This window comes from Sporosarcina aquimarina (assembly GCF_023715615.1).
Taxonomy (GTDB): Bacteria; Bacillota; Bacilli; order Bacillales_A; family Planococcaceae; genus Sporosarcina; species Sporosarcina aquimarina_A.
In genome coordinates, this window is sequence record NZ_JAMBOM010000001.1 from 720950 (window position 1) to 744974 (window position 24025).

Sequence of the window (24025 nt, forward strand, 5' to 3'; positions counted from 1 at the left end):
TTCGAGCCCCCTTTCGTAACATTCGAAAGGGGGCTTGTTTTTTTGTGGAAATGAATGCCCCCGCTTGTTTCCAGAGGCAAGGCGATCGATCCGAGCAAGAACCCGCTCGTTTGCGAAAGCAAGGCGCTCGATCTGAGCAAGCCCCCGCTCGTTTCCGAAAGCAAGGCGCTCGATCTGAGCAAGCCCCCGCTCGTTTCCGAAGGCAAGGCGCTCGATCGGAGCAAGCCCCCGCTCGTTTCCGTAGGCAAGGCGCTCGATCGGAGCAAGCCCCCGCTCGTTTCCGAAGGCAATGCGCTCGATCCGAGCGAGAACCCGCTCGTTTCCAGAGGCAAGGCGATCGATCCGGGCAAGAACCCGCTCGTTTGCGAAAGCAAGGCGCTCGATCTGAGCGAGAACCCGCTCGTTTACGAAAGCAATGCGCTCGATCCGAGCAAGCCCCCGCTCGTTTCCGTAGTCAAGGCGATCGATCCGGGCAAGAACCCGCTCGTTTACGAAAGCAAGGCGCTCGATCGGAGCAAGAACCCGCTCGTTTCCGAAAGCAAGGCGCTCGATCCGGGCAAGCCCCCGCTCCATTCACAACACAAGTTGCCGAATCCCACTAACTAAATTCTTCTCTCCACAAAAAAACAGCAAAAGGGAACAAACCCTTTCGCTGCGATATGGATCAATGCTCTGCAACTGGCTCGTCCGGAATAATCGCAGTAATTGCGAAAACCATCACAGACAAAACAAGTGAGACAATGATTCCAGTTGTAAATTCAAACGTTGGTACGTTCGCAATGGAACCTGCTACATAGTTGAGCATAGAAACCAATAGGAATGACCAAACAAACGTCATGATGAACTTCACAGAAATCACCTCTAGAATACTTTTTCACCTTTCATCATATCATAGCGACGCTCGTTTCGAAACTTAATTTACATCCTCGATAAAAGAGTTTGACGGTTTCGTGTCTCCATTGTTGAAAAAAATCACGATATCCACTATTATTGATACCAGGTACTAACAATAGATAACAAGGAACGGGGTATGAGCAATGGGTGTAGGACTTCTAAGTATTGGCAAGTATGTCCCTGAACACGTGCTGACAAACGCAGATCTTGAAAAAAGAATGGATACATCAGACGAATGGATTCGTACACGCACAGGAATTGAAGAACGCCGTATTGCTGATAATTGTACAGATACATCAGATATGGCTTATGCAGCTGCAAAAGAAGCGATAGAAAAAGCAGGCATTGAGCCTGAGCAAATTGGAATGATTTTAGTGGCAACTGTAACACCGGATCGTCCATTTCCTTCTGTAGCAACGATGCTTCAAGCACGCCTAGGTGCAAAAAATGCTGCTGCAATGGATGTTTCTGCAGCATGTGCAGGATTCATGTACGGCGTTGTCACTGCAAAGCATTTTGTAGAAGCTGGCACATATGATTATGTACTTGTGGTAGGTGTTGAAAAACTATCCAAGATTACAGATTGGAAAGATCGCAATACAGCAGTCTTATTTGGAGATGGTGCTGGTGCGGGAATCGTTGGAAAAGTGAGTGGAAATCGTGGTATCCTTTCATTCGAATTGGGTGCAGATGGCGCTGGCGGTGAGCATCTTTATCAGGACCGTTATTTGCATATGAACGGACGTGAAGTATTTAAATTTGCTGTTCGACAGATGGGTGAGTCGGCAGTGAATGTCATAGAAAAAGCGGGACTGTCAAAAGAAGATGTGGACTTCCTTATACCACACCAAGCGAACATCCGAATCATGGAAGCATCTCGTGAACGTCTCGGACTTCCACCTGAAAAGATGTCTAAATCTGTACACAAATATGGCAACACATCCGCAGCATCGATTCCGATTTCGTTACATGACGATATCGAAGAAGGACGCGTGAAGGACGATGATATTCTCGTCCTTGTTGGTTTCGGTGGCGGTCTCACTTGGGGCGGCATCTGTATGCGCTGGGGCAAATAAGTCATCTGATATAAATCATACCGAAGGAAGCAACTATTCTATCTATGAAACGAAGGAGAGTTCAACTAATGGAAAAACGACGCGTAGTCATTACCGGAATCGGGGCCGTTTCCCCGGTAGGAAATACGGCGGAGGAATCATGGCAGTCCGTTCTTGACCGCAAGTCAGGCATCGGGCCATTAACGAGACTCGATACTGAGTTATTCCCAGTGAGTGTAGCTGCGGAAGTAAAAGATTTTGACATCGAAGAGTATTTATCTAAAAAAGAAGCTCGTAAAATGGACCGGTTCACGCACTATGCAATGGCGGCTTCCATCATGGCAATGAAAGATGCGGGGCTTGAAGAGTTGGATGAAGCGACCGGTCTTCGCACTGGTGTCTGGATTGGCTCAGGCATCGGCGGAATGGAAACGCATGAAAAGCAGTTCCTTACATTCCAGGAAAAAGGCTACCGACGTGTCAGCCCGTTCTTCGTTCCGATGATGATTCCTGACATGGCTTCTGGTCAAGTATCCATACATTTTGGTGCCAAAGGTATTAACTCTTGTACCGTGACGGCATGTGCGTCAGGTACAAACTCGATTGGAGATGCATTCGAAGTAATTCTTCGAGGCGATGCAGATGTCATGATCACTGGGGGAGCAGAGGCCCCGATCACAACGATGTCTGTCGCAGGTTTCTGTGCAAATACAGCATTATCACTTAATCCGGATCCCAAAACAGCTTCACGTCCATTCGATAAAGAGCGTGATGGGTTTGTCATCGGTGAAGGAGCCGGGATTATTATTTTGGAAGAATACGAGCATGCTGTTCAACGTGGCGCTAAAATCTACGCGGAAGTAATTGGGTATGGGTCGACAGGGGATGCACACCACATTACAGCTCCTGCTCCTGAAGGTGAAGGCGCTGTGCGTGCCATGCAACAAGCGATTCAGCAAGCTGGAATTTCACCTGATGAAATAGGTTACATTAATGCACACGGTACGAGTACTGCTTACAATGACTTATTTGAGACGATGGCAGCAAAAACTGTATTTGGCGAACATGCGTACAAACTTGCTATTAGTTCAACAAAGTCGATGACAGGACATCTGCTTGGAGCTGCAGGTGGACTGGAAGCAATCTTTACGGCAAAAGCGTTGCAAGAAGGCATATTGCCACCGACAACTAATTATGAAAATCCAGATCCAGAGTGTGATCTCGACTACATTACAGACGGTCCTCGTAAAGCGGACGTCACGTATGCAATGAGCAACTCACTTGGATTCGGTGGTCATAACGCATCACTTATATTCAAGAAAATCTAATTGATTCCAATCAAAAGAGCTACTCGGATTATTTCTCCGAAGTAGCTCTTTTTCATGTGTACCGTGTCAGTCTTAAAAAGTGGATAGTTTTCATATAGTAGGACAAAACTAAAAAAGGATCGATGTCATGACGCGACTGTTCTTATTTCTACTTAGCTATGGCCTTATTGTCACCACATGTACAACCATGATCACGTATTTGAACTACACATCGATGGGCTTCGATATGCGGACTGTTGGGCTTTTTATCCTGAAATCCGCGGACTTTGCGCTATTTATAGGGGCAATCATCTTACTATTGCTTACCGTTTACGTCCGAGTCCCATCGCGGCTTCCATTTTCGTAAGCGTTGTAGATGCAATTGCATTCGCTTTAATGGCGCCTTCATCCAGAATCGTATCCAATTTGTCGGACTCCATCAATTCATGATAAGTCTTTTGAATGGGCGCTAGGTGATTAATGACGCTTTCAGCAACACCCGCTTTAAACGCACCATACCCCTGACCATCATACTTAGCAACTAGGTTCTCCACAGAAACACCCGTCAGCGCAGATTCGATGATCAATAAATTCGAGACACCGGGCTTATTCTCGACGTCAAAACGGACAACTCCTTCAGAGTCTGTGACGGCACTTTTAATCTTTTTCTCAATTTGTTTCGGCGTATCCATTAGGAAAATCGTTGCTTTCTGATTCGGATCCGATTTACTCATCTTTTTCAACGGATCTTGCAACGACTTAATGCGCGCGCCGACTTTTGGTATGCGCACTTCTGGAATCGTTAGCACATCTGCATAACGACGATTGAATCGTTCCGCTAAATCACGTGTTAACTCTAAATGTTGTTTCTGGTCTTCTCCAACGGGGACAACATCTGTGTTGTAAAGGAGAATATCAGCTGCCATTAGTGGTGGATAGGTTAACAAGCCAGCAGAAACCCCATCTTGCCCATCAGATTTATCTTTGAACTGTGTCATGCGCTCGAGTTCTCCGATGGATGACGTACATTGCATGATCCATCCTGCTTGTGCATGAGCAGGGACTTCAGATTGGATGAAGAGTACAGACTCCTCAGGATCTATCCCGCTTGCAATATAGGTTGCGGCAAGTGACCGGATCGCTTGTTTCAACTCATCAGGATCCTGCTGAACGGTAATCGCATGTTGATCAACGATACAGAAAATGCAATCCGCCTCGTGCTGAAGCTCGATGAATTGTCGGAATGCTCCAATGTAATTTCCTAACGTAATAATACCTGTTGGTTGAACACCTGAAAAAATAGTTGTCATTGTTGGTTCCTCCTTAAAGTTAAACACAAAAAAACACCGACACATCCCTATAAAAATAGGGACGGTCGATGTGTAGGAACCGCGGTGCCACCCGAATTGCCCGAAGGCCACTCAAACCCCTTAACGCGGGGGAACGCAGCGGAATAGTAGTGGTATTCTACACATTCAACCGAGCTCGGGAGCCCATTCCTTTTAACTGCTTCACCTGTTCACACCACCCACAGGCTCTCTTTAGAAGCTCCATTAAAAGTACTTGTTCCGTCTAAGCCGTTCTTATAATTGGAGTAATTATAATATGCATACACATGGATTGCAAGTACAAATCAGTTTCAAAAAAGATTCTTCGGGAATACTCAAAATAATCAACGAAACTTCTTCAAAAATGGAACCTTTTGACGTTTGAAACGTACTAGTAGACAAGAACACATTTTCACTAAGGTTTTGTAATTGATAATAAGATTTGAAAAAATTTGATGTTTAATCTCTTTCAGATATGGGAATAACAGTAGAGATTACATAAATACGGTGTTGAGAAGTAGCGATTATTGCGGAAATGTTACAATCTTGAAGAGTGCAAGAAATAATTTTTTAAAAGTGTATTCATTGAGAACAAATGTGTGTATAATAGTCATTATGAACATTAATTTAAAATAATTCTAATGTAAAAAAGATAGTCACCATTATATGAAGCCGATTGAAAGGGAGTGTCAGCAAATGGGCGTTACATTATTTACATCACCAAGCTGTACATCATGTCGAAAAGCGAAAGCATGGTTAGAGGAACATGAAATTCCTTACGAGGAGCGTAATATTTTCTCTGAACCTCTAAATATTGATGAAATCAAACAAATTCTTCGAATGACTGAAGATGGAACTGATGAAATCATTTCTACTCGCTCTAAGATCTTCCAAAAACTAAATGTTGACGTTGAGAGCTTACCACTTCAACGATTATATGAATTGATCCAAGAACATCCGGGTCTATTAAGAAGACCAATCATCTTAGATGAAAAACGTCTTCAAGTAGGGTATAATGAAGATGAAATTCGCCGCTTCTTACCAAGAAAGGTTAGAGCCTATCAGTTACTAGAAGCACGTCGCATGGTAAACTAACGAAAACATATAGATAGCTGATAGGGGATGTCATGGTGAATGCCGTAAACCTATCAGCTTTTTCCATTCTCCTAGTTTCTGTGCACGGTGCAATGGATAGATTCTACTTAGAAATTTAGCGTAGGGAATGGTTTTTTCACACTTAAAAAAATTTGTCTGCAACCTTCGAGGCAAAACCCTTTCGTTACTGAAGAATTGAACATATAGTAGAAGAAGCATCGCGGGAACGAAAAAGAAGTTGGACGGCATGTCTACTTCAGGGGAAAGGAGAGAGAAATCATGGAAATCGAGAGAATCAATGAGAATACGGTCAAATTTTACTTGTCCTACATGGATATCGAAGAGCGAGGCTTCACTCGTGAGGAAGTGTGGTATAACCGCGATAAGAGTGAGGAATTGTTTTGGGATATGATGGAAGAAATAGATGCGGAATCTGACATTGAGTTTGAAATTGAAGGGCCTTTATGGATTCAAGTGCATGCAATGAGTGGTGGTATCGAAGTTCTCGTTACGCGAGCTCAGTTACCGGAAGAAGGGGAATCGACGGAATATCCTTATGGCATTGACGATCCTCGTAAACTCTTCCAGCCTGAACTTGAAGGAACAGATGGATCTTCTGAGTCGACAAATGAGCCTCTTGCTGATAGCAAAATGGCGACAGCACGTGAGTTGTTCGTGTTTAAAGAGTTTGATGATTTAATCCCTTTGGCTTCTCAACTTTCTAATCTTGATGAATCAACTTCATTGTATTCATTCGAAGATAAGTATTACTTGTATATTGACTATAGTTCATCAGATAAAGAAACTTCAGATAAAATTGATGTGGAAAGTATTATTCTTGAGTATGGAACACCAACGAACTTGACAATCCATCGCTTGAGAGAGTATGGAACAGAAGTAATGGGCTCTCATGTGTTCCAAACCATCGAAACTTATTTCTAAAATGTTCACAGCCACCTTTTTTCGAGGTGGTTTTTTTATGTTAAAAATATACTTGTGGTGCACTACTCAACCGAGAGATTCTTCAAACTTAGTCACGAATAAGCTGATAATGAGGTTAAATTTGCTATTTTACAGTTAAATTTGTAAACTATTCAGTGAAAGGGGTGATTTAGATACTCACAGCAAACTTAGCCGATGGAACGCCCGTTGTTCTCGACGATACCGTTAAACGAGAGCGCCTGAGAACGTGGCGAACCAATAAACAATTCCGTTGTCCCGAATGTGGTGACCGAGTTGTTTTGAAAGTGGGCTCCATACGGGTTCCTCATTTTGCTCATGAAGTGGACTCTACTTGTACCTCCAGCTTTTCGGAAGGCGAGTCAATTCCACATCTTCAGGGAAAACAGCTCCTGCACTCGTTCTTTCAGCGCATCGAAAAACCGTCTGTATTAGAACCACTCATACCCGATCTAGCACAGCGTCCGGACCTGCTTGTGCAACACGAAGGCCGGGCAATCCCGATTGAATTCCAATGTAGCCGCTTGCCGGAAGATGTGAAATCCAATCGCACAGAAGGGTATCGATCCTTGGGAATGGAGCCTATTTGGATCTTACAAACTCCTGAAAAATATAAAGGGCGCCCTGAAGGAATGGGACTGTTCAGTTTTTCAGCCTTCCATCAATTGTTCTTTACAACGAGCGTATCCCCAGAACATACACTGCTCACATTATCCCCAGAGACAAAGGAATTCCATTATTTTAGTCATCTTCTCCCCGTTGATGGAAATCGCTTCATAGCAATTCATCGAAAGTTACCTGCTAATTTACAAACCTTTCCGTTCGCACGTCCGAAACTTCCTGATCAGCATGTGCTCCTTCACTACTATAAGTCTTACAAATTCCACAGAACTACGTACTTGGAGCGCTCTATTTTTTGGAATCGACGAGGCGTCCAGAATCCTTTTTTACGTCAATGTTATGAACTGAAATTACGTCCGTCAGAACTCCCTCTGTGGATAGGTGTTCCCGTGAAAGGGAATCGTGCATTCGCTGTTCATGATTGTGAATGGCAGCTTGGCTTGATTTACTTATTGCGACGGTTCGAACTTTCACCAAACTCTTTTCCGATTCAGCGATTGCGCCAATTTGTACATGCCTATACGGGGGACAGCACAGAACAAATTGGAGCCTGTAGGGATTATTTACAGTTCCTTCAAAGAATTGATTGGAAAAAGAAGGAGTCCCTCCCGAATGCGCGAATAGAGGAAGAGATTGTTCACATACTTCTAGAGCGATTCCTTGCAATACAGATAGAAAATTGAGAAAATGGAAAAAGATTCGATTCTCGAATTATCGGGATCAAGGAGGAATTACATTGGCAGAGAAATTACTTACGCGCGATGAAGTCAAAGTGGAAGAAACATGGAACTTAGAAAACATCTTTGAAAGCGATGCGGCATGGACTGCAGAGTATGAGGAAATTGAAAAACTTTCGTCACAAGCAGAATCATACCAAGGAACCTTGAATGATGGACCAGAAGCCCTTTTGAGCGCACTTACTTACCGTGATGAGCTCTCACAACGGTTAGGCATGTTATACACATATTCACATTTAAAGACCGATCAAGATACAACAAATAGCACATATCAGGCGATGGATAGCCGTGCCAAGTCGTTAGCTGTAAAAGTTTCCACGAAGCTCTCGTTTTTCTTACCAGAGTTGCTTTCAATTGAAGAAGCAAAGCTCAATCAACTGGTAGAACAAAATGAAGGACTCTCCCTATATAAGCAAGAAGTGAAAGAATTGAACAGTATGCGACCTCACGTGCTACCTGCGGAGCAAGAAGCGCTGATTGCACAAATGTCTGAAGTTGCACAAGGATCATCCAAAACGTTCAGCATGTTGAATAACGCAGACTTGACGTTCCCTACTGTGAAAAATGAAAAAGGGGAAGAAGTTGAGCTATCTCAAGGTCGCTTCATAAACTTCCTTGAAAGCCCGGATCGTTCTGTTCGTGAAGAAGCGTTCAAAGCGATGTATGCGACATATGGTTCGTTCAAAAACACATTTGCAGCAACTCTATCAGGAAATGTGAAGACAAATAACGTCAATGCGACAATCCGTAATTATGAATCGGCTCGCGATGCTGCTTTGTCAAACAACCATATTCCTGAGCAAGTGTATGAGAACCTTGTGAATACAATCTCGAATAATGTCGGGTTGCTGCACCGTTATATCGCACTTAGGAAGAAAGTATTTGAATTGGACGATCTTCACATGTGGGATCTTTACGCACCACTCGTGAAAGATTTAGATATGAAAATTACGTATGAGGATGCAGCGAAAACGATGCTAGAAAGCTTTGAGCCAATGGGCGAAGAGTACCGTTCAATCATTAAAAAAGGCCTCGAAAGCCGTTGGGTAGACGTCCGTGAAAACAAAGGGAAACGATCCGGTGCTTATTCTTCAGGCTCTTACGGCACGAATCCCTATATTTTAATGAACTGGCAAGACAATGTGAATAACATGTTTACACTTGCACACGAATTTGGACACAGTGCTCACAGCTACTATTCACGTGCCAATCAGCCCTACATCTATAGCGGATATTCAATCTTTGTAGCTGAGGTGGCGTCAACAGTAAATGAGGCGTTGCTCAACGATTATTTATTAAAGACTACAGAAGATGAACAGAAACGCATTTACTTGTTGAATCATTGGCTCGATGGATTCCGTGGAACAGTATTCCGTCAGACAATGTTTGCTGAATTCGAGCATAGGATTTATCAGTTGGATCAACAAGGTGAGGCATTGACGGCTGAGAAGCTCACGGAAGAGTATTATGCGTTAAATGAAAAGTATTTTGGTGGCGCAATGACAGTGGATGAGGAAATTGGATTAGAGTGGTCACGAATTCCTCACTTCTATATGAACTACTACGTATATCAATATGCAACTGGATACAGCGCAGCGGTTGCGTTGAGTCATCAGATCTTAACTGAAGGCGAGCCTGCTGTAGAGCGCTATGTGACAAATTTCTTGAAAGCTGGATCGTCGGATTATCCAATTGAAGTGTTGAAGAAAGCTGGAGTCGATATGACAACAACTGCACCCATTGAGGAAGCATGCCGAGTATTCGAAGAGCGCTTGAATGAGTTGGAACAATTACTCGCTAAACAATAATTGAGAAATTTAGTATATCAAAATAGTAACGAAACAGACATTCATGTGTATTCCGCATGAATGTCTATTTAATGCTTAGAAAAAAAGTCCTTAAGTAAGCGTTTTCAAAGAATTCATATGTGACAAATCCATGAAATTGTTTGTGAATAGTTGATGTAACAATTATTTTGTGATAGATTTAACTTGTGAATGAAACTCACAAACCAAACATACACCCCTTTTGTTTGAACGTGAACATTTTTCCCATTCCCTTTATATGAACACCGCTTCCCCCCAGGAGCGGTGTTCTTTTTGTTTTCGTTTGAATATCACGTGTTGCATGATGATGATTGTGTGGTTGAAGGGCAAAAGTGAAGTTAAGCCTGGGAAAGTGCTCATAAAGTGTGGAAAGTGATCATAAGCCAGGGGAAGTGCTCATAAAACAAGGGAAAGTGATCACATAACCCAGGGAAAGTGATCATAACCCAGGGAAAGTGATCATAAAGCGTGGGAAGTGATCATAAAACAAGGAATGTGCTCATAAATCATGAAAAGTGATCATAACCCAGGGAAAGTGCTCATAAAGCGTGGGAAGTGATCATAACCCAGGGAAAGTGATTATAAAGCGTGGGAAATGATCATAACTCAGGGAAAGTGCTCATAAAGCGTAGAAAATGATCATAAACCAAGGAAAGTGCTCATAACGCGAGAAAAGTGATCATAACCAAGACATAGCCACTCCATCCTCTCCATAGCCCACCCAAATTTCACCTCAAATCAAAAAAACAGATGGAGAAAAATTCTCCATCTGTTTTCTATATCAAGTATCTTAGCGTTTGCGCCATAGGAATTTATCGTCAATGAAAATGCGTTCTACTTCTTGTTTCAGTAAAAGTTTCTTAAGTTCTCGCTCGCTTTCTTTTTCAGGGACACCGTAAATTGCTGCAATTTCAGAGGTTGCGAGCATTTCGAATCGGCTGAATAACTCTTCCAATGAAGGTGCGCGATCCCGTATGATAGGAGATCCCGTAAGCTCTTCTAAAATTTGTTCATAGATTTCATAGCTGTATGAACCATCCACCATGAGTCCTTCGTCTTCAATATTTTCATTGAAAAATACGAATGTTGGGGATTTCACGACTTCCATCTCTTTTGCTAAATGTAAATCGACTTGTAAAGATTGCAGAACGTTTCTAGAGAAGAAATCGCTTATGAACTCCTGTTTGTCCAATTTCAATTTCTCGGCAATTTCAACGAGTACTGCAAATGATTTGACGTTTCGTGATTTTAAAAATGAATACTCGAATAGTTTTGTGAGAAATTTAAAACCTGCCCGTTTTCCTTGGAACTCAGCTGCCTTGATTGCAATGCTTGGGAATGCAGGATGTGCTTTTTCAAATGCGCTCATCTCTTTACATTCGTCATCGACTAAAGGGAGTGCTTTGTAATTCATCTTCGGTAGGGACGTAAGCAGTCCGATGCGCAACGTGAAATATCGTTCGTATTCTACTTGTAATCTTCTAAGGATGGGTTGCAATGCCCAGCAGTCCTGACATAAAGGATCTAGAAATACGTATAATTCAATCGGCCGAGCATGTGCTATCGGCTGCTGATCAACTTCTGCAAAAGTTCTTCGATTCACTGATCTCCCTCCTCGTTCCGGTTCACCATGTGATTGGCTGTTAAGACGAGGCGCTGGTAATAAATTTCACGAAGAGGTCCATCAAGACCAACTTCATCCATCGCTTCAGCCATACAGGCGAGCCAAGCTTTTGCTCGTGTTGGTGTGATTGCGAATGGCATATGTCTAGCTTTCATCATCGGATGTCCATGTTCTTCTGTATATATATTAGGTCCGCCTAGGTATTGTGTCTGGAATTGCTTTTGTTTACGAGCGGTTTCTGTTAGGTCTGATGGGAAAATGGGAATTAAGTCCGGATGAACAGCCACTTTGGCGTAGAACCGGTCGATAAGATCCGACAAACGAGCTTCACCGATCTCTTCAAAGGGTATCAAAGGCTTTCGTGTCATGGATGTCATTCTCCTTTGTTGTTACTCTGTACTTCTATTTTATCAACCACATAAAACATTCACAAATAAATAGCTTTCATTCGTTAGGTTCACCTTACGCATTGAAGGTATTATAGTTGTTCATAACTTTGGTGACGTAATTCTGTGTCTCGCGGAATGGCGGGATTCCTCCATATTTACGGACGTTTCCCGGACCTGCGTTATATGCGGCAAGAGATAATTTCAAATCTCCTCCGAACTGATCGAGCATTTGTCGTAAGTATTTAGCGCCGCCCATAATATTTTGCTCTGGATCAGCTGCGTTCGAAACACCTAGAAACTTTGCCGTTCCGGGCATGAGCTGCATTAGTCCTGTTGCACCAGCGTGGCTGACTACATCTTTATTGAAATTTGACTCTTGCTTGATGACTGCGGCAATCAGTGATGGCGGTACGTCATATTTTTTTGCAGCTTTGCTGATTAATGGCGCATAAGCTGTGCTGACACTGCCACCGTTATACACAAGCGGAGGTCTGCTTGCAGAAACTTGGTCAATGTATTGAGTTGCATCAGTAGGCGATTGGACAGATGGAGTGGAGTAGAACGCAAACGGATTCATCCCTTGTGGAGATTGAATACTACCAAGTGTTGTCGCTGAGAAGCTTGAAAGCGAATCGGAAATAGAGCTCTCACTCGTCATTTCGTTTAATAACGATTGAAAGAAATCCGTGCCTTCTGTTTTCGTTTCGGTTGCAGAGTGAACAGCCCCTAGTGACTGTAGTGAATTCAATTCGAACAGTGTACGAATCATTTTCGTGTCCATACTAATCGATCCTTTCCGATACTTAATCATCCGTGGCAATTCTAGTTCTTCTTTCAGTATATCAATTTCATTGCTGAAAGCACAAACCTGACTGCAACTGTGATGACTCTATGGTAAACTATTCATACTGACTGATAGGGGAAGGGAAGAGGGAAAAGTGCGTATAGAACATCGAATTACTGAAGGACAGATAAAAGAAGGAACCGTTTGTTTCACGTATGATGGTACGACAAAAATGCTTGGAGATTCCCCTTCTGGGAAAATGATTACCGATTCAGATGCACTTAGTTTTGTGTATCTATTCGAAGATGGAGAAGGGTATCGATACTTGCATTTTACGCAGGAAGTATGGGCACTCATGCAACATCTTATTGAAATGGATAATGGGGATCCTGTAATAGAGTGTGAAGATGGATCTATCACACTAATTGGATTTACAGAAGAATTGATGATGTTGATTTTTAATATAGAAGGTAATGGAAATTACGGGGAAGAGTTCATGCTCGCTGTGGAGCAGGCATTCAAAGAGACGCTACAAAAAACTAGCTAACATGAACGGATGGGAGGCGGCCTTTATATGAGAATGTGGAATGATTTTCTTGCTCCCTATAAGCAAGCAGTGGTGGAGCTAAAGGTGAAATTAAAAGGCTTACGGCACCAATACAAATTAGAAGACCTGCATGCGCCAGTTGAATTTGTGACAGGGCGCGTCAAACCACTCGCTAGCATATACGACAAGACTCTCGAAAAGAACATTCCGTTCGAGCCATCTCCGGAACTGGCTGCTGAAGTCCCTGATATTGCTGGACTTCGGATAATGTGTCAGTTTGTCGATGATATCGGCAGTGTCGTGGGTATGCTTAGACAGCGGAATGACTTAAAGATTGTCGAAGAGAGAGACTACATATCGAACAAAAAACAGAGCGGTTATCGCTCGTTCCATATTATTATCGAATATCCTGTCGAGACGATTCATGGCGAAAAGACGATTCTTGCTGAAATTCAAATTCGAACACTTGCGATGAATTTTTGGGCTTCAATTGAGCATTCTTTAAATTATAAGTACCAAGGCGAGCTTCCAGACGTAATTCGACAGCGACTTGAAGGAGCTGCAGAAGCCGCTTTCCGACTGGATGAAGAAATGTCACTCATACGAGATGAAATTCATGAAGCACAATCCTATTTCAGTTCGTTTAAGGAAACGGAAAAACGAGATATTCAAGATACCTCATGGAAGGGGGAACCAGAATGATGAAGTTTGTCATCCAATCACGGGGCGATGAGTTATCCAATCGTTTAATGGCAGAGGCAAAAGAGTATTTGGTGGAGTTTGGTTTGGAATATGACGAGGTGGAACCCGATATCGTGCTTTCAATTGGCGGTGACGGTACGTTATTGCATGGTTTTCATAAGTATGTACATCGACTGCAAGAAACTGCGTTTGTTGGAATACACACTGGCCACCTTGGGTTCTATGCAGATTGGAAGCCTGAAGAAATTGAGAAATTAGTCATTATGATTGCACGAAAAGATTATCATGTCGTGCAATATCCGCTCCTAGAAGTAGAAATTTCATATACGCATTCCGAAGAAAAGTCCACGTATCTTGCATTGAACGAATCGACGATCAAATCACCCGAAGTTACGCTTGTCATGGATGTGGAACTGAACGGAGAACATTTCGAGCGATTCCGTGGTGATGGTTTATGTATGTCCACACCATCCGGTTCAACTGCATATAGTAAGTCATTGAATGGTGCGATTTTGCATCCTTCATTGTCATGCATGCAATTGACTGAAATGGCGTCAATAAATAACCGGGTATTCCGGACTGTAGGCTCACCACTAATCCTTCCATCACATCATTCCTGTTTATTAAAGCCAGTAAAGGGGCCTGATTTCATGGTAACTGTTGACCACCTGCAGTTGCTTCAAAAAGATGTGAAGTCCATCGAATACAAAGTGTCGAAAGAACGCATTTCGTTCGCTCGTTTTAGACCTTTCCCATTTTGGAAACGGGTGTCCGAATCGTTTGTTGCCAGCGATGAAGAAAAGTAACGTTTCGACGCTGTTACTAAAATTCATTACAGAAGAGCGGATTCTTCTAAGAGACTTTCTTAAGAAGAAAGGTATCTCCAAAAGAGCATTGACTGCTATTAAATTTGACGGTGGTCGGATTTTAGTGAACGGAGAAGAACGAACTGTCCGGTGGATGCTTGAACTGGGGGATCACGTAATTATTGAATTTCCTCCTGAAGAGATAGGGAATGGATTACAGCCGGAGCATGGAGACCTTTCTATTTTAGACGAAGATGATTCGATTTTAATTGTGGAAAAACCTGCTGGGCAAGGTACTATTCCATCAAGGAATCATCCTAATGGAACGCTTGCGAATACAATTTATGGGAAATATTCAAGTGAACAACATCCTGCGACAGTTCACGTAGTAACGCGCTTGGACACAGACACATCCGGTGTTGTCTGTATCGCAAAAAATCGTCATATCCATCACCTCATGAGCTTGCAAATGCAGCAAACAGGGTTTGATAGACGATATATTGCGTTCGTAAGTGGTTGGGTAATCGAAGAAGAGTTTACCGTAGACTTATCCATTGGTAGAAAAGATGGCAGTATCATTGAACGTGTAGTTCGCCCAGATGGTCAACACGCGCGTACAGATGTACATGTAATCAATCGTTTTGAGATGGGTGGTAGTCGATATACGTGTGTCGAGCTCCAGTTGCATACAGGTAGAACTCACCAAATCCGCGTTCATATGGCACATATTGGACATCCATTGTTAGGCGATGATTTGTATGGAGGGCCATGTGAACTGATTACACGACAAGCTTTACATTGTAGCTCCATATCATTTATGCATCCTTCCACGAACAAGTACGTTACTTATGTGAGTGGACTTCCACAAGATCTGGCAAGGCTACTGCCGGAGGAGAAACAATCTCAAGAAGAATACACAGTAAACTTCTCAGGTTGAGAAGGTTGTTTGGAAGCTACTGAGACGGTTTCAAGTTCTGGCCATCGAAGAGCAGTGAGCTTACCGCCGAACACACATCCAGTATCTATATTAACTGTATGATGTTTGAAACGAGGTTCTTTGACTGGGGTATGACCATAAACTATCCATGGGGTTCCGTGATAATGCTTTGCCCAATCACGACGATCAGGACGTCCGTCTGGTAATGTTTTCCCTGTTATATCGCCATATAAGACAAATGTGCGGACAGCTCGCGAGAAAGGAACTCCTATCAATTGCTCAGAGAGACCAGCGTGTGCGATGATTAGTTTTCCGCTGTCTAACTGATGGTATAAGGGCAGTGCCTCATAAAAATGCTGATAGCGGTTAAGAATTTGAGTTTTCTCTTTTTGCGATAACGAGTCAAGCTCTGCTATTGTCGTTTCTAAGCCGTGTGTTTGTTGGACATTATTGCCCTTAGCAAAACGATACAATTTGTTACAATGATTTCCCGGGGAATAAATAAGTTGACCTTTGTCTTGTAACGCAAACAAAAGCTGCATCACTTGTAAGGAGGAAGGGCCACGATCCATGCCATCGCCAACAAAAGCAAGCTCCCTACCGGATGGGTGGATTGGAATTCCGGACTTTAGGGAATAGCCTAGAGTGTTTAGTAAATCAAGCAGTTCATCATAACAACCATGTATGTCACCGATAATATCGAACATATACATTCACTCCTTTTTACGAAGTATTTGTAAAGTACACAATTAGTATACAGGAGAAGTGCCAAGTGGCGAAAAGAAAGGAAGGTGTAGCCATGGAAACAATAGAGGACCGCAATGAAGAAGTGGATTTCAACGAGGAGAAGCTACGGGAAGATTTAGAACGGCAAGATATAAAAGCGTTCCGAGATGAGTATTTGCTACTCCATCCTTATGATCGCGCAATCTTCTATGAAGAGGCTGGAGCTGACCTGCGGAAAACGATGTACTACTTCTTATCACCTAAAGAAATGGCGGAGATTTTTGAAACAAGTGAAATTGATGAAGATGAATACGAAGAGTTCCTTCAGGAGATGGAGGCGACGTATGCCGCAGAGATGATTTCTTACATGTTTGTGGATAACGCGGTCGATGTCCTGAAAGAACTCGATAAGTCTCAAAGTGTTAGCTATTTGACACTCATGGACAAAGAAGCAGCTGCTCAAATCAAGGAGCTATTGCACTACGAAGAGCACACTGCTGGATCGATCATGACGACTGAATACGTAACAGTTCCCCAGAACTCCACTGTTCGATCTGCCATGAATATCCTTCGCATTCAGGCTCCAAGTGCTGAAACAATTTACTACGTCTTTGTTGTGGATGACGACAACCGACTAACTGGGGTTGTATCGTTACGTGACTTAATCACCTCTGAAGAAGATGTCCTGATTAACTCCATTATGAATGAACGTGTTGTTAGCGTACTCGTGTCAGACGATCAGGAAGACGTTGCCCGTACAACTCAAGACTATAATCTACTTGCTGTACCAGTTGTGGATTTCCAGCAACATATACTCGGAATTGTTACAGTCGATGACGTGCTCGATGTCCTCGAAGAAGAGGCATCGGATGACTATTCGAAATTAGCCGGTGTATCAAATATGGATACATTTGACAAAAACTCCCTCTCGGCAGCGAAGAAACGAGTACCATGGCTTATTATTTTGCTCATACTTGGGATGATTACTGCGAATTTAATTGATATGTTTACTGACACAATTTCCCAAGTAGCCTTACTGGCAGCATTTATTCCTTTAATTGCAGGAACTGCTGGTAACAGTGGTACACAGGCTCTGGCCGTTGCGGTCCGAGGAATTGCAACACGTGATATTGAAGAAGAAAGTAAGTTCAAATTATTAATAAGAGAAGCGGGAACCGGCCTAATTACTGGATTTATATGTGGAGTCTTTGTAATCGGCTTGATCTTTTTCTGGAAACACGAATTGGTGATTGGAATGCTAGTCGGAGCCGCAATTTTCGTATCAATTTTTGCGGCAACTATATCCGGGTCGTTCATCCCTTTGTTTATGCACAAAATGAAGATTGATCCGGCTGTCGCTTCAGGTCCGTTTATTACCACATTGAATGACTTAATTAGTATTTTAATTTACTTAGGTTTAGCGACTACATTCATTAACCTATTATAACGTCAGTCACCCATGGGCAGATGTTGCATATAATGCAGTAAAAAGGATGTGGCGCATATTTCACTTCAAGTTCCTTTACTGTTCATCGACGGGCCCCCTATGGTAACGATTGTCGAGGTTGTTAAAGAAGAGAGTACGTCCATTTATTGGTCAGGTAATGAACCTGAACTAATGGAACAAAACGAACAATTGCAAGAAGCAACTGTGCCTCAACAAGTGATTGAAGCAACGGGGGATTCTCGGCTAGTCAAAAAGTTACGTTACTTAGCTGAACCGTTTCCACGCAATGCATATCGCCCTCTTCAATTTTTAGTGAACGGGCAATTACTGACAGGCGGTATTTCCGCTATGACCGATTCACAGATTGCGATTGAAGTGAAGCAAGAAAGCAAAGATATGGACGAAATTCGAACGCTGGACTTGCAGGAAATCGAAGAAGTGTTTTGGAAAGGTACCCCGTTCACGTGAAACAAAGCGTCTCAGGCTAAGTCGTCTGAGACGTTTTTTAATAAAATTAAAAAGGAGACTACCCAAGTGGGTAGTCTCCTTTCGAGCATCGCGGGGAGGATGCTTATGCTGGTGTATTGCACTGTGTAACAAATGTATCTGTAATACATTGGATTGCACAGAAGCAATTCAAGTCAACTGTGATACAAGACTTTGTTGCTCTGAAGCGCTCAACTTTGCAAAGTTTATCCAGACAAACTTTGCCGCAATCTGTAATGTCGACCGGTTTTCCGTCTTTATCTAGAGGCTCAAGCACCATCAGGGTTGCGCAGCAATTGTCAAAGATGTTTTGAACTCTGAAGAATACAGAGAAACAATTGATGCCATGATGTGTATGGCTCTTCGGGCGGAACATCGCTTTAAAGAAGTCACCGTCTTCTGTTAACAGTGAGAACACCCGTGTATTAAAGCGTTCGTTCGCAGGGTTAACCAAGCTGCCTAAAGGTCGCATGAAACAGTCTGTATCGCAGTCGAAGCAGTCGTCGTCTCTATGCGTATCCTGAAGGCGTTTAATGAAGCGAACTGCCTCACAAACACAGTGTCCTTGAATTGGATTCACCTTATCCCCCGTATTTTCGTTCTTTCCACATCCACAACTCATTGATCATTTCCTCCTCTCGTTTGTTCTCTATACCTTATGGCTTTCAGCTACCTATTGGCAGGGCGCTTGAACCGTTTTGAATAAAATGCATGCAAAACAGACATACTGGTGAAAAAAGGAGGGGATGGCGATTCGTAAAATACTGCTCCTTGTATTCATCTTAGTTCTGCTGACGGGTTGCTCGACTTCGGTTGGTTTTAAAACCGTTAATACAACAGATATAGATGAACAACAAGCAGAAACGTTGTTGAAAGAAGATAAACGGATAAAAAATGCAGTTATGCTGATCCATGATGATCGGTTGATTGCAGGGTTACGAGTGAATACTTTTGAGAGATTTTCAAAGCGTAAGATTGCCAAGGAACTTTCGAAAGAGCTGAAAAAAATGTATCCAGACCTAAAAATTACGGTATCTGCAGATAGCAAAGTACTGTTAGAAACAAACAAGTTAATCGAACAAGAGAATGAACAGAACTATGTAAAACAGATGAAAAAAATTAGTGCATTGGTAAAGGAAGAGACTTAATGGATGAAAAAAAATACCAGCAACTTGAACAACAGATTACACCTAAGCCGAAGTATTTAAAAAATTGCATAGCTGCCTTTTTAGTCGGAGGTTTTATTTGCTTTATTGGTCAATTTGTCGCGCTATTTTATATCAGTTATTTTGACTTTACCGAACGTACTGCAAGTAATCCGACTGTCGCGACGATGATATTCATCTCCATGCTATTGACTGGATTTGGCTACTATAAAAAAATTGCTCAGGTCGGTGGAGCAGGAAGTGCTGTACCCATTACGGGATTTGGAAATGCCATGATATCCGCCGCAATCGAACACAGATCTGAAGGATACGTATTAGGTGTCGGTGGTAATATGTTTAAACTGGCAGGTTCCGTCATTCTATATGGTGTCTTTTCGGCATTTGTAGTTGCTCTCATTAAAACGGTACTCGTTGGATTAGGAGTGGTATCTTGGTAAACAAACGAGGGTTATTGACATTTGCATCCAATCCTGTGATTGCATCAACTGGTGTCACGGTTGGGCCATTGGAGATGAAGAAGAGTCCCTTTTCCAAGTATGCCGATAAGAATTATGACGATGAGCGTTGCGGATTAAAGACGAATGAGCAAGGTCATGCAAAAATGATGGAAGATGCTTGTATGATCGCATTGAGTAAGCTGGACAAGACCCCATCAGATGCCGAATTTGTATTGATGGGTGATTTAGTTAACGAAATGACTCCTTCAAACTTTGCAGCAAGCACAATTGGGATTCCTTATCTGGGGATGTTTTCAGCTTGTGCAACTTCTGTTTCCTCTCTACTAATGGCTGCCTTGTTGACGGAATCTGGAATGGCTGAATTAGTAGTAGCGGGTTCCTCCAGTCAGCATAATGCTATTGAACGTCAATTTCGTTATCCCGTTCAATACGGAAGTCAAAAAGGGGCTACTGCTCAATGGACTGTAAGTGCAGCAGGAGTAGCTACGATTATCCCTCATATAGAAGGAGCGCCAATTATTACGTGCGGAACAATTGGTATTGTAACGGATTTAGGATTGACTGATCCTTTAAATATGGGAGCCGCTATGGCACCAGCTGCTGCAGATACATTTAAACGCCATCTGGAAGGTCATGGTTCCACGGTTGAAGACTATGATTTGATTATGACAGGGGATTTAGGAAAAATCGGATTCGAGCTATTTAAAACGTTACTTGATCGTTGGGAATATGATGTTTCAAGTGTTTTTCGTGATGCTGGAGCAGAATACTATGGTAAACATCCAGAATTTCTTGCGGGAGCCAGTGGTTCCGGATGTTCGGCATCTGCTTATTTCACTGAAGTGTATGATAAGCTGCTGTCCGGAACATACAAGCGTGTACTACTAATTGCTACCGGTTCCCTGATGTCCCCCCTATCTTATCAGCAAGGCGATACGATTCCCTGTATTGCTCATGCAGTGGAAATCCAAATGAAATGAGTGGTTTGAATTGCTTTCCATTTTTATAACAAGTTTTATAGTCGGTGGACTGATTTGTGTCATCGGGCAGTTGATGATGGACGTGGGGAAACTCACCCCGGCACATACATTGTGTACATTAGTGGTTGCAGGCTCTATTTTGGATGGTTTCGGACTGTATGAACCGCTCATCGACTTTGCTGGTACAGGTGCAACGATTCCAATTACATCTTTTGGGAATGCACTAACACACGGTGCCCTAGCTGAGGCAGAAAAGCATGGCATCATAGGTGTTTTGACTGGAATGTTTGAAGTAACCAGTTCAGGTATCAGTGCTGCCATCATATTCGGATTCGTCGCTTCCCTAGTATTTAAGTCAAAAGGGACCATCTAAAACCTCAACAAAAAATAAATATGCGAATGTCCCGCCCGCTTCGCTGTGTCTTTGCATAGGATACAGAGAAGAGAGGGGGGATTTTCTTATGTACGGAAACTATTGTTACGGAGAACCGCGTTATGAAGGTGCATATGACCGTGGTTGTAATCATGGAGGCGGCTCTACGTTCGTTTTGCTAGTCGTTTTGTTCATTTTGCTAATTATTGTTGGAAGTACGTTCTGCTAAATGAGAGGGGGGAACTAGGAGTATGAATGACTCCTTCTTCAAGAAAATAGAATCTAAAACTGGTGTGCCGATGACGGAAGTATTTGCACTAGCGAATGCAATCCAACATGCTGATTTTAAAGACGAACGACAAGTGAGACGAATTATTCAAAATGTCGGGATGCTTGCCAATAAAAATGTACCTCAACATTTAGAAGATGAACTTGTCAATTCACTTGTTTCAAGTGGTCAGCCTGTAAATATTGCAGATATTCAAAGGATGTTAGGGAAGTAAAGAAATAGGTTTAACTTCTCTAACAACCGGGTACAGTGAACTAACAACTTAACGAGAAGGAAGGTGGAGGCAATGGGTTACCTGCTGCCGATTCAGAACATCCAATCACAAATGTATGCAAACCGCTTGGAGGAAGCTTCGCCTGCAGTTTCTTATATTGACAGAGTCCAATCTATTAAATCACAGGCAGAATATGAAGAATGGCAACGAGTTCTTCGGCGAGAGCGGGAAAGGAATTCTGAAGAGGAGTTTGGTGGAATTGCGAATCAGCAACGACCATTGTCTCCGGCAAAAAAAGGTTTCATCCAACCGGATCCAACTATTTTGTCAAAACAAGTTGCGGCAGTGGTAGGAAAAGGTCTGGCTGTAAACGAATACGCATAATAAGCACCCTCATTAAAAGCCCCATTCCAAAACTTGGAATGGGGCTTTTCAATAGTTTAAAGTGCTGGGTCCATTTGTTTTTCCATGGCGCGATGGGGAATATCCGCATCCATGAATTCGGGAGAAGTGACTCCATACCCAAGTTTCTCGTAAAAAGGAATTGCATAAGACTGGGCATTCAACAAGATTTTTTGAATGCCAGTCTTTTTTGCATGTTCCTCAAGAGCGTTCATAATCAGTACACCGAGGTGTTGACCCCGATACTCTTTTAATACACAAACACGTTCTACTTTTCCCACTTCGCTTGCGATACTTCTGATGCGGCCAGCAGCGATGGCTTTAGGACCATCATAGACGACAAAATGGGATGCAGACATGTCGTGTTCGTCGATTTCCATCGTTAGGGGAACCCCTTGCTCTTCTACAAATACTTTCTTCCGTACAGTAAATGCAGCTTCACGTTCCTGTTCTGACGCGGCAATCTTTACCTCGTACAAATCAGTTTTCCTCTTGTAGACGGAACGTTTCGTATACTGTCCAAGAGCCGTCCTCTAGTTGATACAGAAGGTGAATGCGATCAATGACTTCTGAGTGATCTGCACCAAGCATCTTCAACTGACCGATAATGTCGTCATGCTCACCGGAAGTTAGATTTTGAGCAATTGTGATGTGAGGAACGAACGCATATTGTGGGAGTGGACCGAAAAACTCATCATTATTAAGAGCTTTGTGCAATGCAAGTAACTCCTCATTTGGGGCAACTTTAAAATATATAGTGTTTGTTATTGGCGCAAAAGAGCTAACTTTTGAAACGTTCAGTTCGAATGGCTTGTTTTTCATTGCGACGTTACGCAATGCTTCAGCCACTTCTCTAATTTCAGTTTCATCCGCTTCAAAAACACCTTTTACCGTCATATGGGGAGTGATTTGAGCGTAGTGAGGATCATACCGTTTGCGATATCCATTTGCTAGATCTTGCAATTTTTTTGATGGAAATGCTACAACACCGTATTTCATGTAAAAAACCTCCTTAGGAAAGTGAAAACAATTCTTTTTTCAAGTATAGCAGAATTGTTTAGAATTGTCCGATTGGTTATTGTCCATATACCATTTGGATAGCACGACGCACATCTGGTTGCCAATATTTCCAGGTATGCTCTCCATTAAATTCTTCATAGAAGTATGAAAATCCTTTATTTCCAAATAATTTATTGAGCGCACGATTCGGAGTCAAAAAGTCTTGTTTTCCATCTATCGTCGTAGCGACTTCAGTTTCTCCAGTTCCGATGACGTGATAAACCGATAGTCCAGATGGGTTCTTAGCTAAATTTACGGCTTCAAGCACGTTTTCGTCCACGTATGGAGAATGGAGTATGACTTTGCCAAAACAATTAGGGTATTGCACTGCAGCTTGTAACGAGACGGTGGCAGCAAGAGAATCACCAATCAGCCCTCGTCCTCCACCAATTTGGTAAGTGGGATAATGTTCGTCTATATAAGGGACGAGTTCGTGGACGAGGAAGCGGATGTAGTCTTTTTGACGATCTCCGTCAGGATGATACATTCTACGACGTTCAGCAACAGATTTGTATGGAATGCCAACAACAATGACATTTTCAATTTCATCCGTAGCTAAATAGTCGTCTATAACTTTCCCGATTCTTCCGTACTGAAAATAGTCTTTTCCATCTGATGCGAATAGGACAGAGTATTTATATAGTGGAGAATAATTATACGGAAGGTAAATGAGTAGCTCCATTTCTTCCTGAAGTTCATTGCTGTAAAATTGAATATCATGAATCTTTCCATTGTTCATCATGTAACCCCCTCACAAGTCTATTCAAGGAAATTGTAACATAGGATGGTTAGAGGGTATAATGTGCACGATTG

At 42.6% G+C, this 24025-nt stretch carries 31 protein-coding genes and 1 other annotated feature; of the genes, 21 read left to right on the forward strand and 10 right to left on the reverse strand.

From position 1 onward, the window contains the following. Positions 1-54: 54 nt before the first annotated feature. Positions 55-606, forward strand: a complete 552-nt coding sequence (locus tag M3197_RS03180) for a hypothetical protein (RefSeq protein ID WP_251658565.1) — start codon at positions 55-57, stop codon at positions 604-606. A gap of 58 nt (positions 607-664) precedes the next feature. Here M3197_RS03180 and M3197_RS03185 read toward each other — a convergent pair whose 3' ends face one another. Then, entirely contained in the window at positions 665-850 is a 186-nt protein-coding gene (locus tag M3197_RS03185; protein WP_039042092.1) for a DUF2929 family protein, read from the reverse strand. Between the two features lie 187 nt (positions 851-1037). Between M3197_RS03185 and M3197_RS03190 the strand changes: the two genes are divergently transcribed. The 3 genes from M3197_RS03190 to M3197_RS17515 all read left to right on the forward strand — a co-directional run bounded on the left by M3197_RS03190 (position 1038) and on the right by M3197_RS17515 (position 3623). Beyond that, the gene (locus M3197_RS03190; RefSeq protein ID WP_251658566.1) at positions 1038-1970 is read left to right on the forward strand and encodes a beta-ketoacyl-ACP synthase III; all 933 of its coding nucleotides are present in this window, start codon (positions 1038-1040) and stop codon (positions 1968-1970) included. A gap of 68 nt (positions 1971-2038) precedes the next feature. Next, positions 2039-3277: a beta-ketoacyl-ACP synthase II gene (gene fabF, locus M3197_RS03195; RefSeq protein ID WP_251658567.1), complete on the forward strand. Its 1239-nt coding sequence runs from the start codon at positions 2039-2041 to the stop codon at positions 3275-3277. 127 nt (positions 3278-3404) lie between these two features. Next, complete coding sequence (locus tag M3197_RS17515; protein ID WP_490723204.1) at positions 3405-3623, forward strand: YuzI family membrane protein; 219 nt, start codon at positions 3405-3407, stop codon at positions 3621-3623. Here the strand turns inward: M3197_RS17515 and trpS are convergent. Then, the gene (trpS, locus tag M3197_RS03200) at positions 3580-4566 is read right to left on the reverse strand and encodes a tryptophan--tRNA ligase (protein WP_251658568.1); all 987 of its coding nucleotides are present in this window, start codon (positions 4564-4566) and stop codon (positions 3580-3582) included. The genes M3197_RS17515 and trpS overlap by 44 nt on opposite strands. 54 nt (positions 4567-4620) lie before the next feature. Next, positions 4621-4840 (reverse strand) — a binding site (T-box leader). 440 nt (positions 4841-5280) lie between these two features. Between trpS and spxA the strand changes: the two genes are divergently transcribed. The 4 genes from spxA to pepF all read left to right on the forward strand — a co-directional run bounded on the left by spxA (position 5281) and on the right by pepF (position 9805). Continuing rightward, entirely contained in the window at positions 5281-5679 is a 399-nt protein-coding gene (gene spxA / locus M3197_RS03205; RefSeq protein ID WP_025786060.1) for a transcriptional regulator SpxA, read from the forward strand. Positions 5680-5958: 279 nt separating this feature from the next. Continuing rightward, on the forward strand, positions 5959-6621 hold the full coding sequence (gene mecA / locus M3197_RS03210; RefSeq protein WP_251658569.1) for an adaptor protein MecA: 663 nt from the start codon (positions 5959-5961) through the stop codon (positions 6619-6621). Positions 6622-6794: 173 nt separating this feature from the next. Beyond that, positions 6795-7943 (forward strand): competence protein CoiA, encoded by a 1149-nt coding sequence (locus M3197_RS03215; protein WP_251660069.1) that lies wholly within the window; start codon positions 6795-6797, stop codon positions 7941-7943. A 53-nt stretch (positions 7944-7996) separates the two neighbouring features. Further along, complete coding sequence (pepF, locus tag M3197_RS03220) at positions 7997-9805, forward strand: oligoendopeptidase F (RefSeq protein WP_251658570.1); 1809 nt, start codon at positions 7997-7999, stop codon at positions 9803-9805. Between the two features lie 808 nt (positions 9806-10613). Here the strand turns inward: pepF and M3197_RS03225 are convergent. The 3 genes from M3197_RS03225 to M3197_RS17345 form a co-directional block, all read right to left on the reverse strand. After that, on the reverse strand, positions 10614-11426 hold the full coding sequence (locus tag M3197_RS03225) for a DsbA family protein (RefSeq protein ID WP_251658571.1): 813 nt from the start codon (positions 11424-11426) through the stop codon (positions 10614-10616). Then, positions 11423-11815, reverse strand: coding sequence for a globin domain-containing protein (locus M3197_RS03230; protein ID WP_251658572.1), 393 nt, complete (start codon positions 11813-11815; stop codon positions 11423-11425). The genes M3197_RS03225 and M3197_RS03230 overlap by 4 nt, the downstream gene beginning before the upstream one ends. A gap of 94 nt (positions 11816-11909) precedes the next feature. Further along, on the reverse strand, positions 11910-12647 hold the full coding sequence (locus M3197_RS17345; protein ID WP_285851059.1) for a lytic transglycosylase domain-containing protein: 738 nt from the start codon (positions 12645-12647) through the stop codon (positions 11910-11912). Between the two features lie 127 nt (positions 12648-12774). On the opposite strand from M3197_RS17345, the gene M3197_RS03240 reads away from it, so the two are divergent. Genes M3197_RS03240 through M3197_RS03255 form a run of 4 tightly spaced genes read left to right on the forward strand, consistent with a single transcriptional unit; the run spans position 12775 to position 15612 of the window. Further along, positions 12775-13167, forward strand: a complete 393-nt coding sequence (locus tag M3197_RS03240; protein WP_251658573.1) for a UPF0738 family protein — start codon at positions 12775-12777, stop codon at positions 13165-13167. Between the two features lie 27 nt (positions 13168-13194). After that, a complete protein-coding gene (gene yjbM / locus M3197_RS03245) occupies positions 13195-13869 on the forward strand; it encodes a GTP diphosphokinase (protein ID WP_025786076.1) in 675 nt (224 codons plus the stop codon). Further along, positions 13869-14675 carry an NAD kinase gene (locus M3197_RS03250; protein WP_251660071.1) on the forward strand — a complete coding sequence of 269 codons (807 nt, stop codon included), beginning with the start codon at positions 13869-13871 and terminating at the stop codon, positions 14673-14675. The genes yjbM and M3197_RS03250 overlap by 1 nt, the downstream gene beginning before the upstream one ends. Continuing rightward, a complete protein-coding gene (locus M3197_RS03255; protein ID WP_251658574.1) occupies positions 14662-15612 on the forward strand; it encodes an RluA family pseudouridine synthase in 951 nt (316 codons plus the stop codon). The genes M3197_RS03250 and M3197_RS03255 overlap by 14 nt, the downstream gene beginning before the upstream one ends. Here the strand turns inward: M3197_RS03255 and prpE are convergent. After that, the gene (gene prpE / locus M3197_RS03260; protein ID WP_251658575.1) at positions 15579-16319 is read right to left on the reverse strand and encodes a bis(5'-nucleosyl)-tetraphosphatase PrpE; all 741 of its coding nucleotides are present in this window, start codon (positions 16317-16319) and stop codon (positions 15579-15581) included. The two genes, M3197_RS03255 and prpE, sit on opposite strands and share 34 nt — an antisense overlap. A gap of 92 nt (positions 16320-16411) precedes the next feature. On the opposite strand from prpE, the gene mgtE reads away from it, so the two are divergent. Then, positions 16412-17785 carry a magnesium transporter gene (mgtE, locus tag M3197_RS03265; RefSeq protein ID WP_251660073.1) on the forward strand — a complete coding sequence of 458 codons (1374 nt, stop codon included), beginning with the start codon at positions 16412-16414 and terminating at the stop codon, positions 17783-17785. Between the two features lie 48 nt (positions 17786-17833). Then, positions 17834-18253, forward strand: coding sequence for a hypothetical protein (locus tag M3197_RS03270; RefSeq protein ID WP_251658577.1), 420 nt, complete (start codon positions 17834-17836; stop codon positions 18251-18253). Positions 18254-18356: 103 nt separating this feature from the next. Here M3197_RS03270 and M3197_RS03275 read toward each other — a convergent pair whose 3' ends face one another. Next, complete coding sequence (locus M3197_RS03275; protein WP_251658579.1) at positions 18357-18893, reverse strand: CotY/CotZ family spore coat protein; 537 nt, start codon at positions 18891-18893, stop codon at positions 18357-18359. Positions 18894-19017: 124 nt separating this feature from the next. On the opposite strand from M3197_RS03275, the gene M3197_RS03280 reads away from it, so the two are divergent. The 7 genes from M3197_RS03280 to M3197_RS03310 all read left to right on the forward strand — a co-directional run bounded on the left by M3197_RS03280 (position 19018) and on the right by M3197_RS03310 (position 22135). Then, on the forward strand, positions 19018-19419 hold the full coding sequence (locus tag M3197_RS03280; protein WP_251658580.1) for a hypothetical protein: 402 nt from the start codon (positions 19018-19020) through the stop codon (positions 19417-19419). Continuing rightward, entirely contained in the window at positions 19419-19874 is a 456-nt protein-coding gene (spoVAC, locus tag M3197_RS03285; protein WP_251658581.1) for a stage V sporulation protein AC, read from the forward strand. The genes M3197_RS03280 and spoVAC overlap by 1 nt, the downstream gene beginning before the upstream one ends. After that, positions 19868-20875: a beta-ketoacyl-[acyl-carrier-protein] synthase family protein gene (locus tag M3197_RS03290; protein ID WP_251658582.1), complete on the forward strand. Its 1008-nt coding sequence runs from the start codon at positions 19868-19870 to the stop codon at positions 20873-20875. Before spoVAC ends, M3197_RS03290 begins: the two co-directional genes overlap by 7 nt. A 10-nt stretch (positions 20876-20885) precedes the next feature. Continuing rightward, on the forward strand, positions 20886-21248 hold the full coding sequence (gene spoVAE, locus M3197_RS03295) for a stage V sporulation protein AE (protein ID WP_039042079.1): 363 nt from the start codon (positions 20886-20888) through the stop codon (positions 21246-21248). 88 nt (positions 21249-21336) lie between these two features. Next, on the forward strand, positions 21337-21477 hold the full coding sequence (locus M3197_RS03300; protein ID WP_251658583.1) for a YjcZ family sporulation protein: 141 nt from the start codon (positions 21337-21339) through the stop codon (positions 21475-21477). Positions 21478-21499: 22 nt separating this feature from the next. Beyond that, positions 21500-21751, forward strand: a complete 252-nt coding sequence (locus M3197_RS03305; RefSeq protein ID WP_039042078.1) for a stage VI sporulation protein F — start codon at positions 21500-21502, stop codon at positions 21749-21751. Between the two features lie 72 nt (positions 21752-21823). Then, on the forward strand, positions 21824-22135 hold the full coding sequence (locus tag M3197_RS03310; protein WP_251658584.1) for a hypothetical protein: 312 nt from the start codon (positions 21824-21826) through the stop codon (positions 22133-22135). A 56-nt stretch (positions 22136-22191) separates the two neighbouring features. On the opposite strand, the gene M3197_RS03315 is transcribed toward M3197_RS03310, so the two are convergent. The 3 genes from M3197_RS03315 to M3197_RS03325 form a co-directional block, all read right to left on the reverse strand. Next, on the reverse strand, positions 22192-22632 hold the full coding sequence (locus M3197_RS03315) for a GNAT family N-acetyltransferase (RefSeq protein ID WP_251658586.1): 441 nt from the start codon (positions 22630-22632) through the stop codon (positions 22192-22194). Between the two features lies 1 nt (position 22633). Next, entirely contained in the window at positions 22634-23152 is a 519-nt protein-coding gene (locus M3197_RS03320) for a YjcG family protein (protein WP_251658588.1), read from the reverse strand. 76 nt (positions 23153-23228) lie between these two features. Then, on the reverse strand, positions 23229-23951 hold the full coding sequence (locus M3197_RS03325) for an alpha/beta hydrolase (RefSeq protein ID WP_251658589.1): 723 nt from the start codon (positions 23949-23951) through the stop codon (positions 23229-23231). Positions 23952-24025: the final 74 nt, after the last annotated feature.

What these genes read in the sequence shown, in the direction of transcription:
- M3197_RS03180 (WP_251658565.1), top strand. Translation starts at nt 55, where the DNA reads ATGCCCCCGCTTGTTTCCAGAGGCAAGGCGATCGATCCGAGCAAGAAC.
- M3197_RS03190 (WP_251658566.1), top strand. Translation starts at nt 1,038, where the DNA reads ATGGGTGTAGGACTTCTAAGTATTGGCAAGTATGTCCCTGAACACGTG.
- fabF (WP_251658567.1), top strand. Translation starts at nt 2,039, where the DNA reads ATGGAAAAACGACGCGTAGTCATTACCGGAATCGGGGCCGTTTCCCCG.
- M3197_RS17515 (WP_490723204.1), top strand. Translation starts at nt 3,405, where the DNA reads ATGACGCGACTGTTCTTATTTCTACTTAGCTATGGCCTTATTGTCACC.
- trpS (WP_251658568.1), bottom strand. Translation starts at nt 4,566, where the DNA reads ATGACAACTATTTTTTCAGGTGTTCAACCAACAGGTATTATTACGTTA.
- spxA (WP_025786060.1), top strand. Translation starts at nt 5,281, where the DNA reads ATGGGCGTTACATTATTTACATCACCAAGCTGTACATCATGTCGAAAA.
- mecA (WP_251658569.1), top strand. Translation starts at nt 5,959, where the DNA reads ATGGAAATCGAGAGAATCAATGAGAATACGGTCAAATTTTACTTGTCC.
- M3197_RS03230 (WP_251658572.1), bottom strand. Translation starts at nt 11,815, where the DNA reads ATGACACGAAAGCCTTTGATACCCTTTGAAGAGATCGGTGAAGCTCGT.
- M3197_RS17345 (WP_285851059.1), bottom strand. Translation starts at nt 12,647, where the DNA reads ATGATTAAGTATCGGAAAGGATCGATTAGTATGGACACGAAAATGATT.
- yjbM (WP_025786076.1), top strand. Translation starts at nt 13,195, where the DNA reads ATGAGAATGTGGAATGATTTTCTTGCTCCCTATAAGCAAGCAGTGGTG.
- M3197_RS03250 (WP_251660071.1), top strand. Translation starts at nt 13,869, where the DNA reads ATGAAGTTTGTCATCCAATCACGGGGCGATGAGTTATCCAATCGTTTA.
- M3197_RS03255 (WP_251658574.1), top strand. Translation starts at nt 14,662, where the DNA reads ATGAAGAAAAGTAACGTTTCGACGCTGTTACTAAAATTCATTACAGAA.
- prpE (WP_251658575.1), bottom strand. Translation starts at nt 16,319, where the DNA reads ATGTTCGATATTATCGGTGACATACATGGTTGTTATGATGAACTGCTT.
- mgtE (WP_251660073.1), top strand. Translation starts at nt 16,412, where the DNA reads ATGGAAACAATAGAGGACCGCAATGAAGAAGTGGATTTCAACGAGGAG.
- M3197_RS03275 (WP_251658579.1), bottom strand. Translation starts at nt 18,893, where the DNA reads ATGAGTTGTGGATGTGGAAAGAACGAAAATACGGGGGATAAGGTGAAT.
- M3197_RS03280 (WP_251658580.1), top strand. Translation starts at nt 19,018, where the DNA reads ATGGCGATTCGTAAAATACTGCTCCTTGTATTCATCTTAGTTCTGCTG.
- spoVAC (WP_251658581.1), top strand. Translation starts at nt 19,419, where the DNA reads ATGGATGAAAAAAAATACCAGCAACTTGAACAACAGATTACACCTAAG.
- M3197_RS03300 (WP_251658583.1), top strand. Translation starts at nt 21,337, where the DNA reads ATGTACGGAAACTATTGTTACGGAGAACCGCGTTATGAAGGTGCATAT.
- M3197_RS03305 (WP_039042078.1), top strand. Translation starts at nt 21,500, where the DNA reads ATGAATGACTCCTTCTTCAAGAAAATAGAATCTAAAACTGGTGTGCCG.
- M3197_RS03310 (WP_251658584.1), top strand. Translation starts at nt 21,824, where the DNA reads ATGGGTTACCTGCTGCCGATTCAGAACATCCAATCACAAATGTATGCA.
- M3197_RS03320 (WP_251658588.1), bottom strand. Translation starts at nt 23,152, where the DNA reads ATGAAATACGGTGTTGTAGCATTTCCATCAAAAAAATTGCAAGATCTA.
- M3197_RS03325 (WP_251658589.1), bottom strand. Translation starts at nt 23,951, where the DNA reads ATGAACAATGGAAAGATTCATGATATTCAATTTTACAGCAATGAACTT.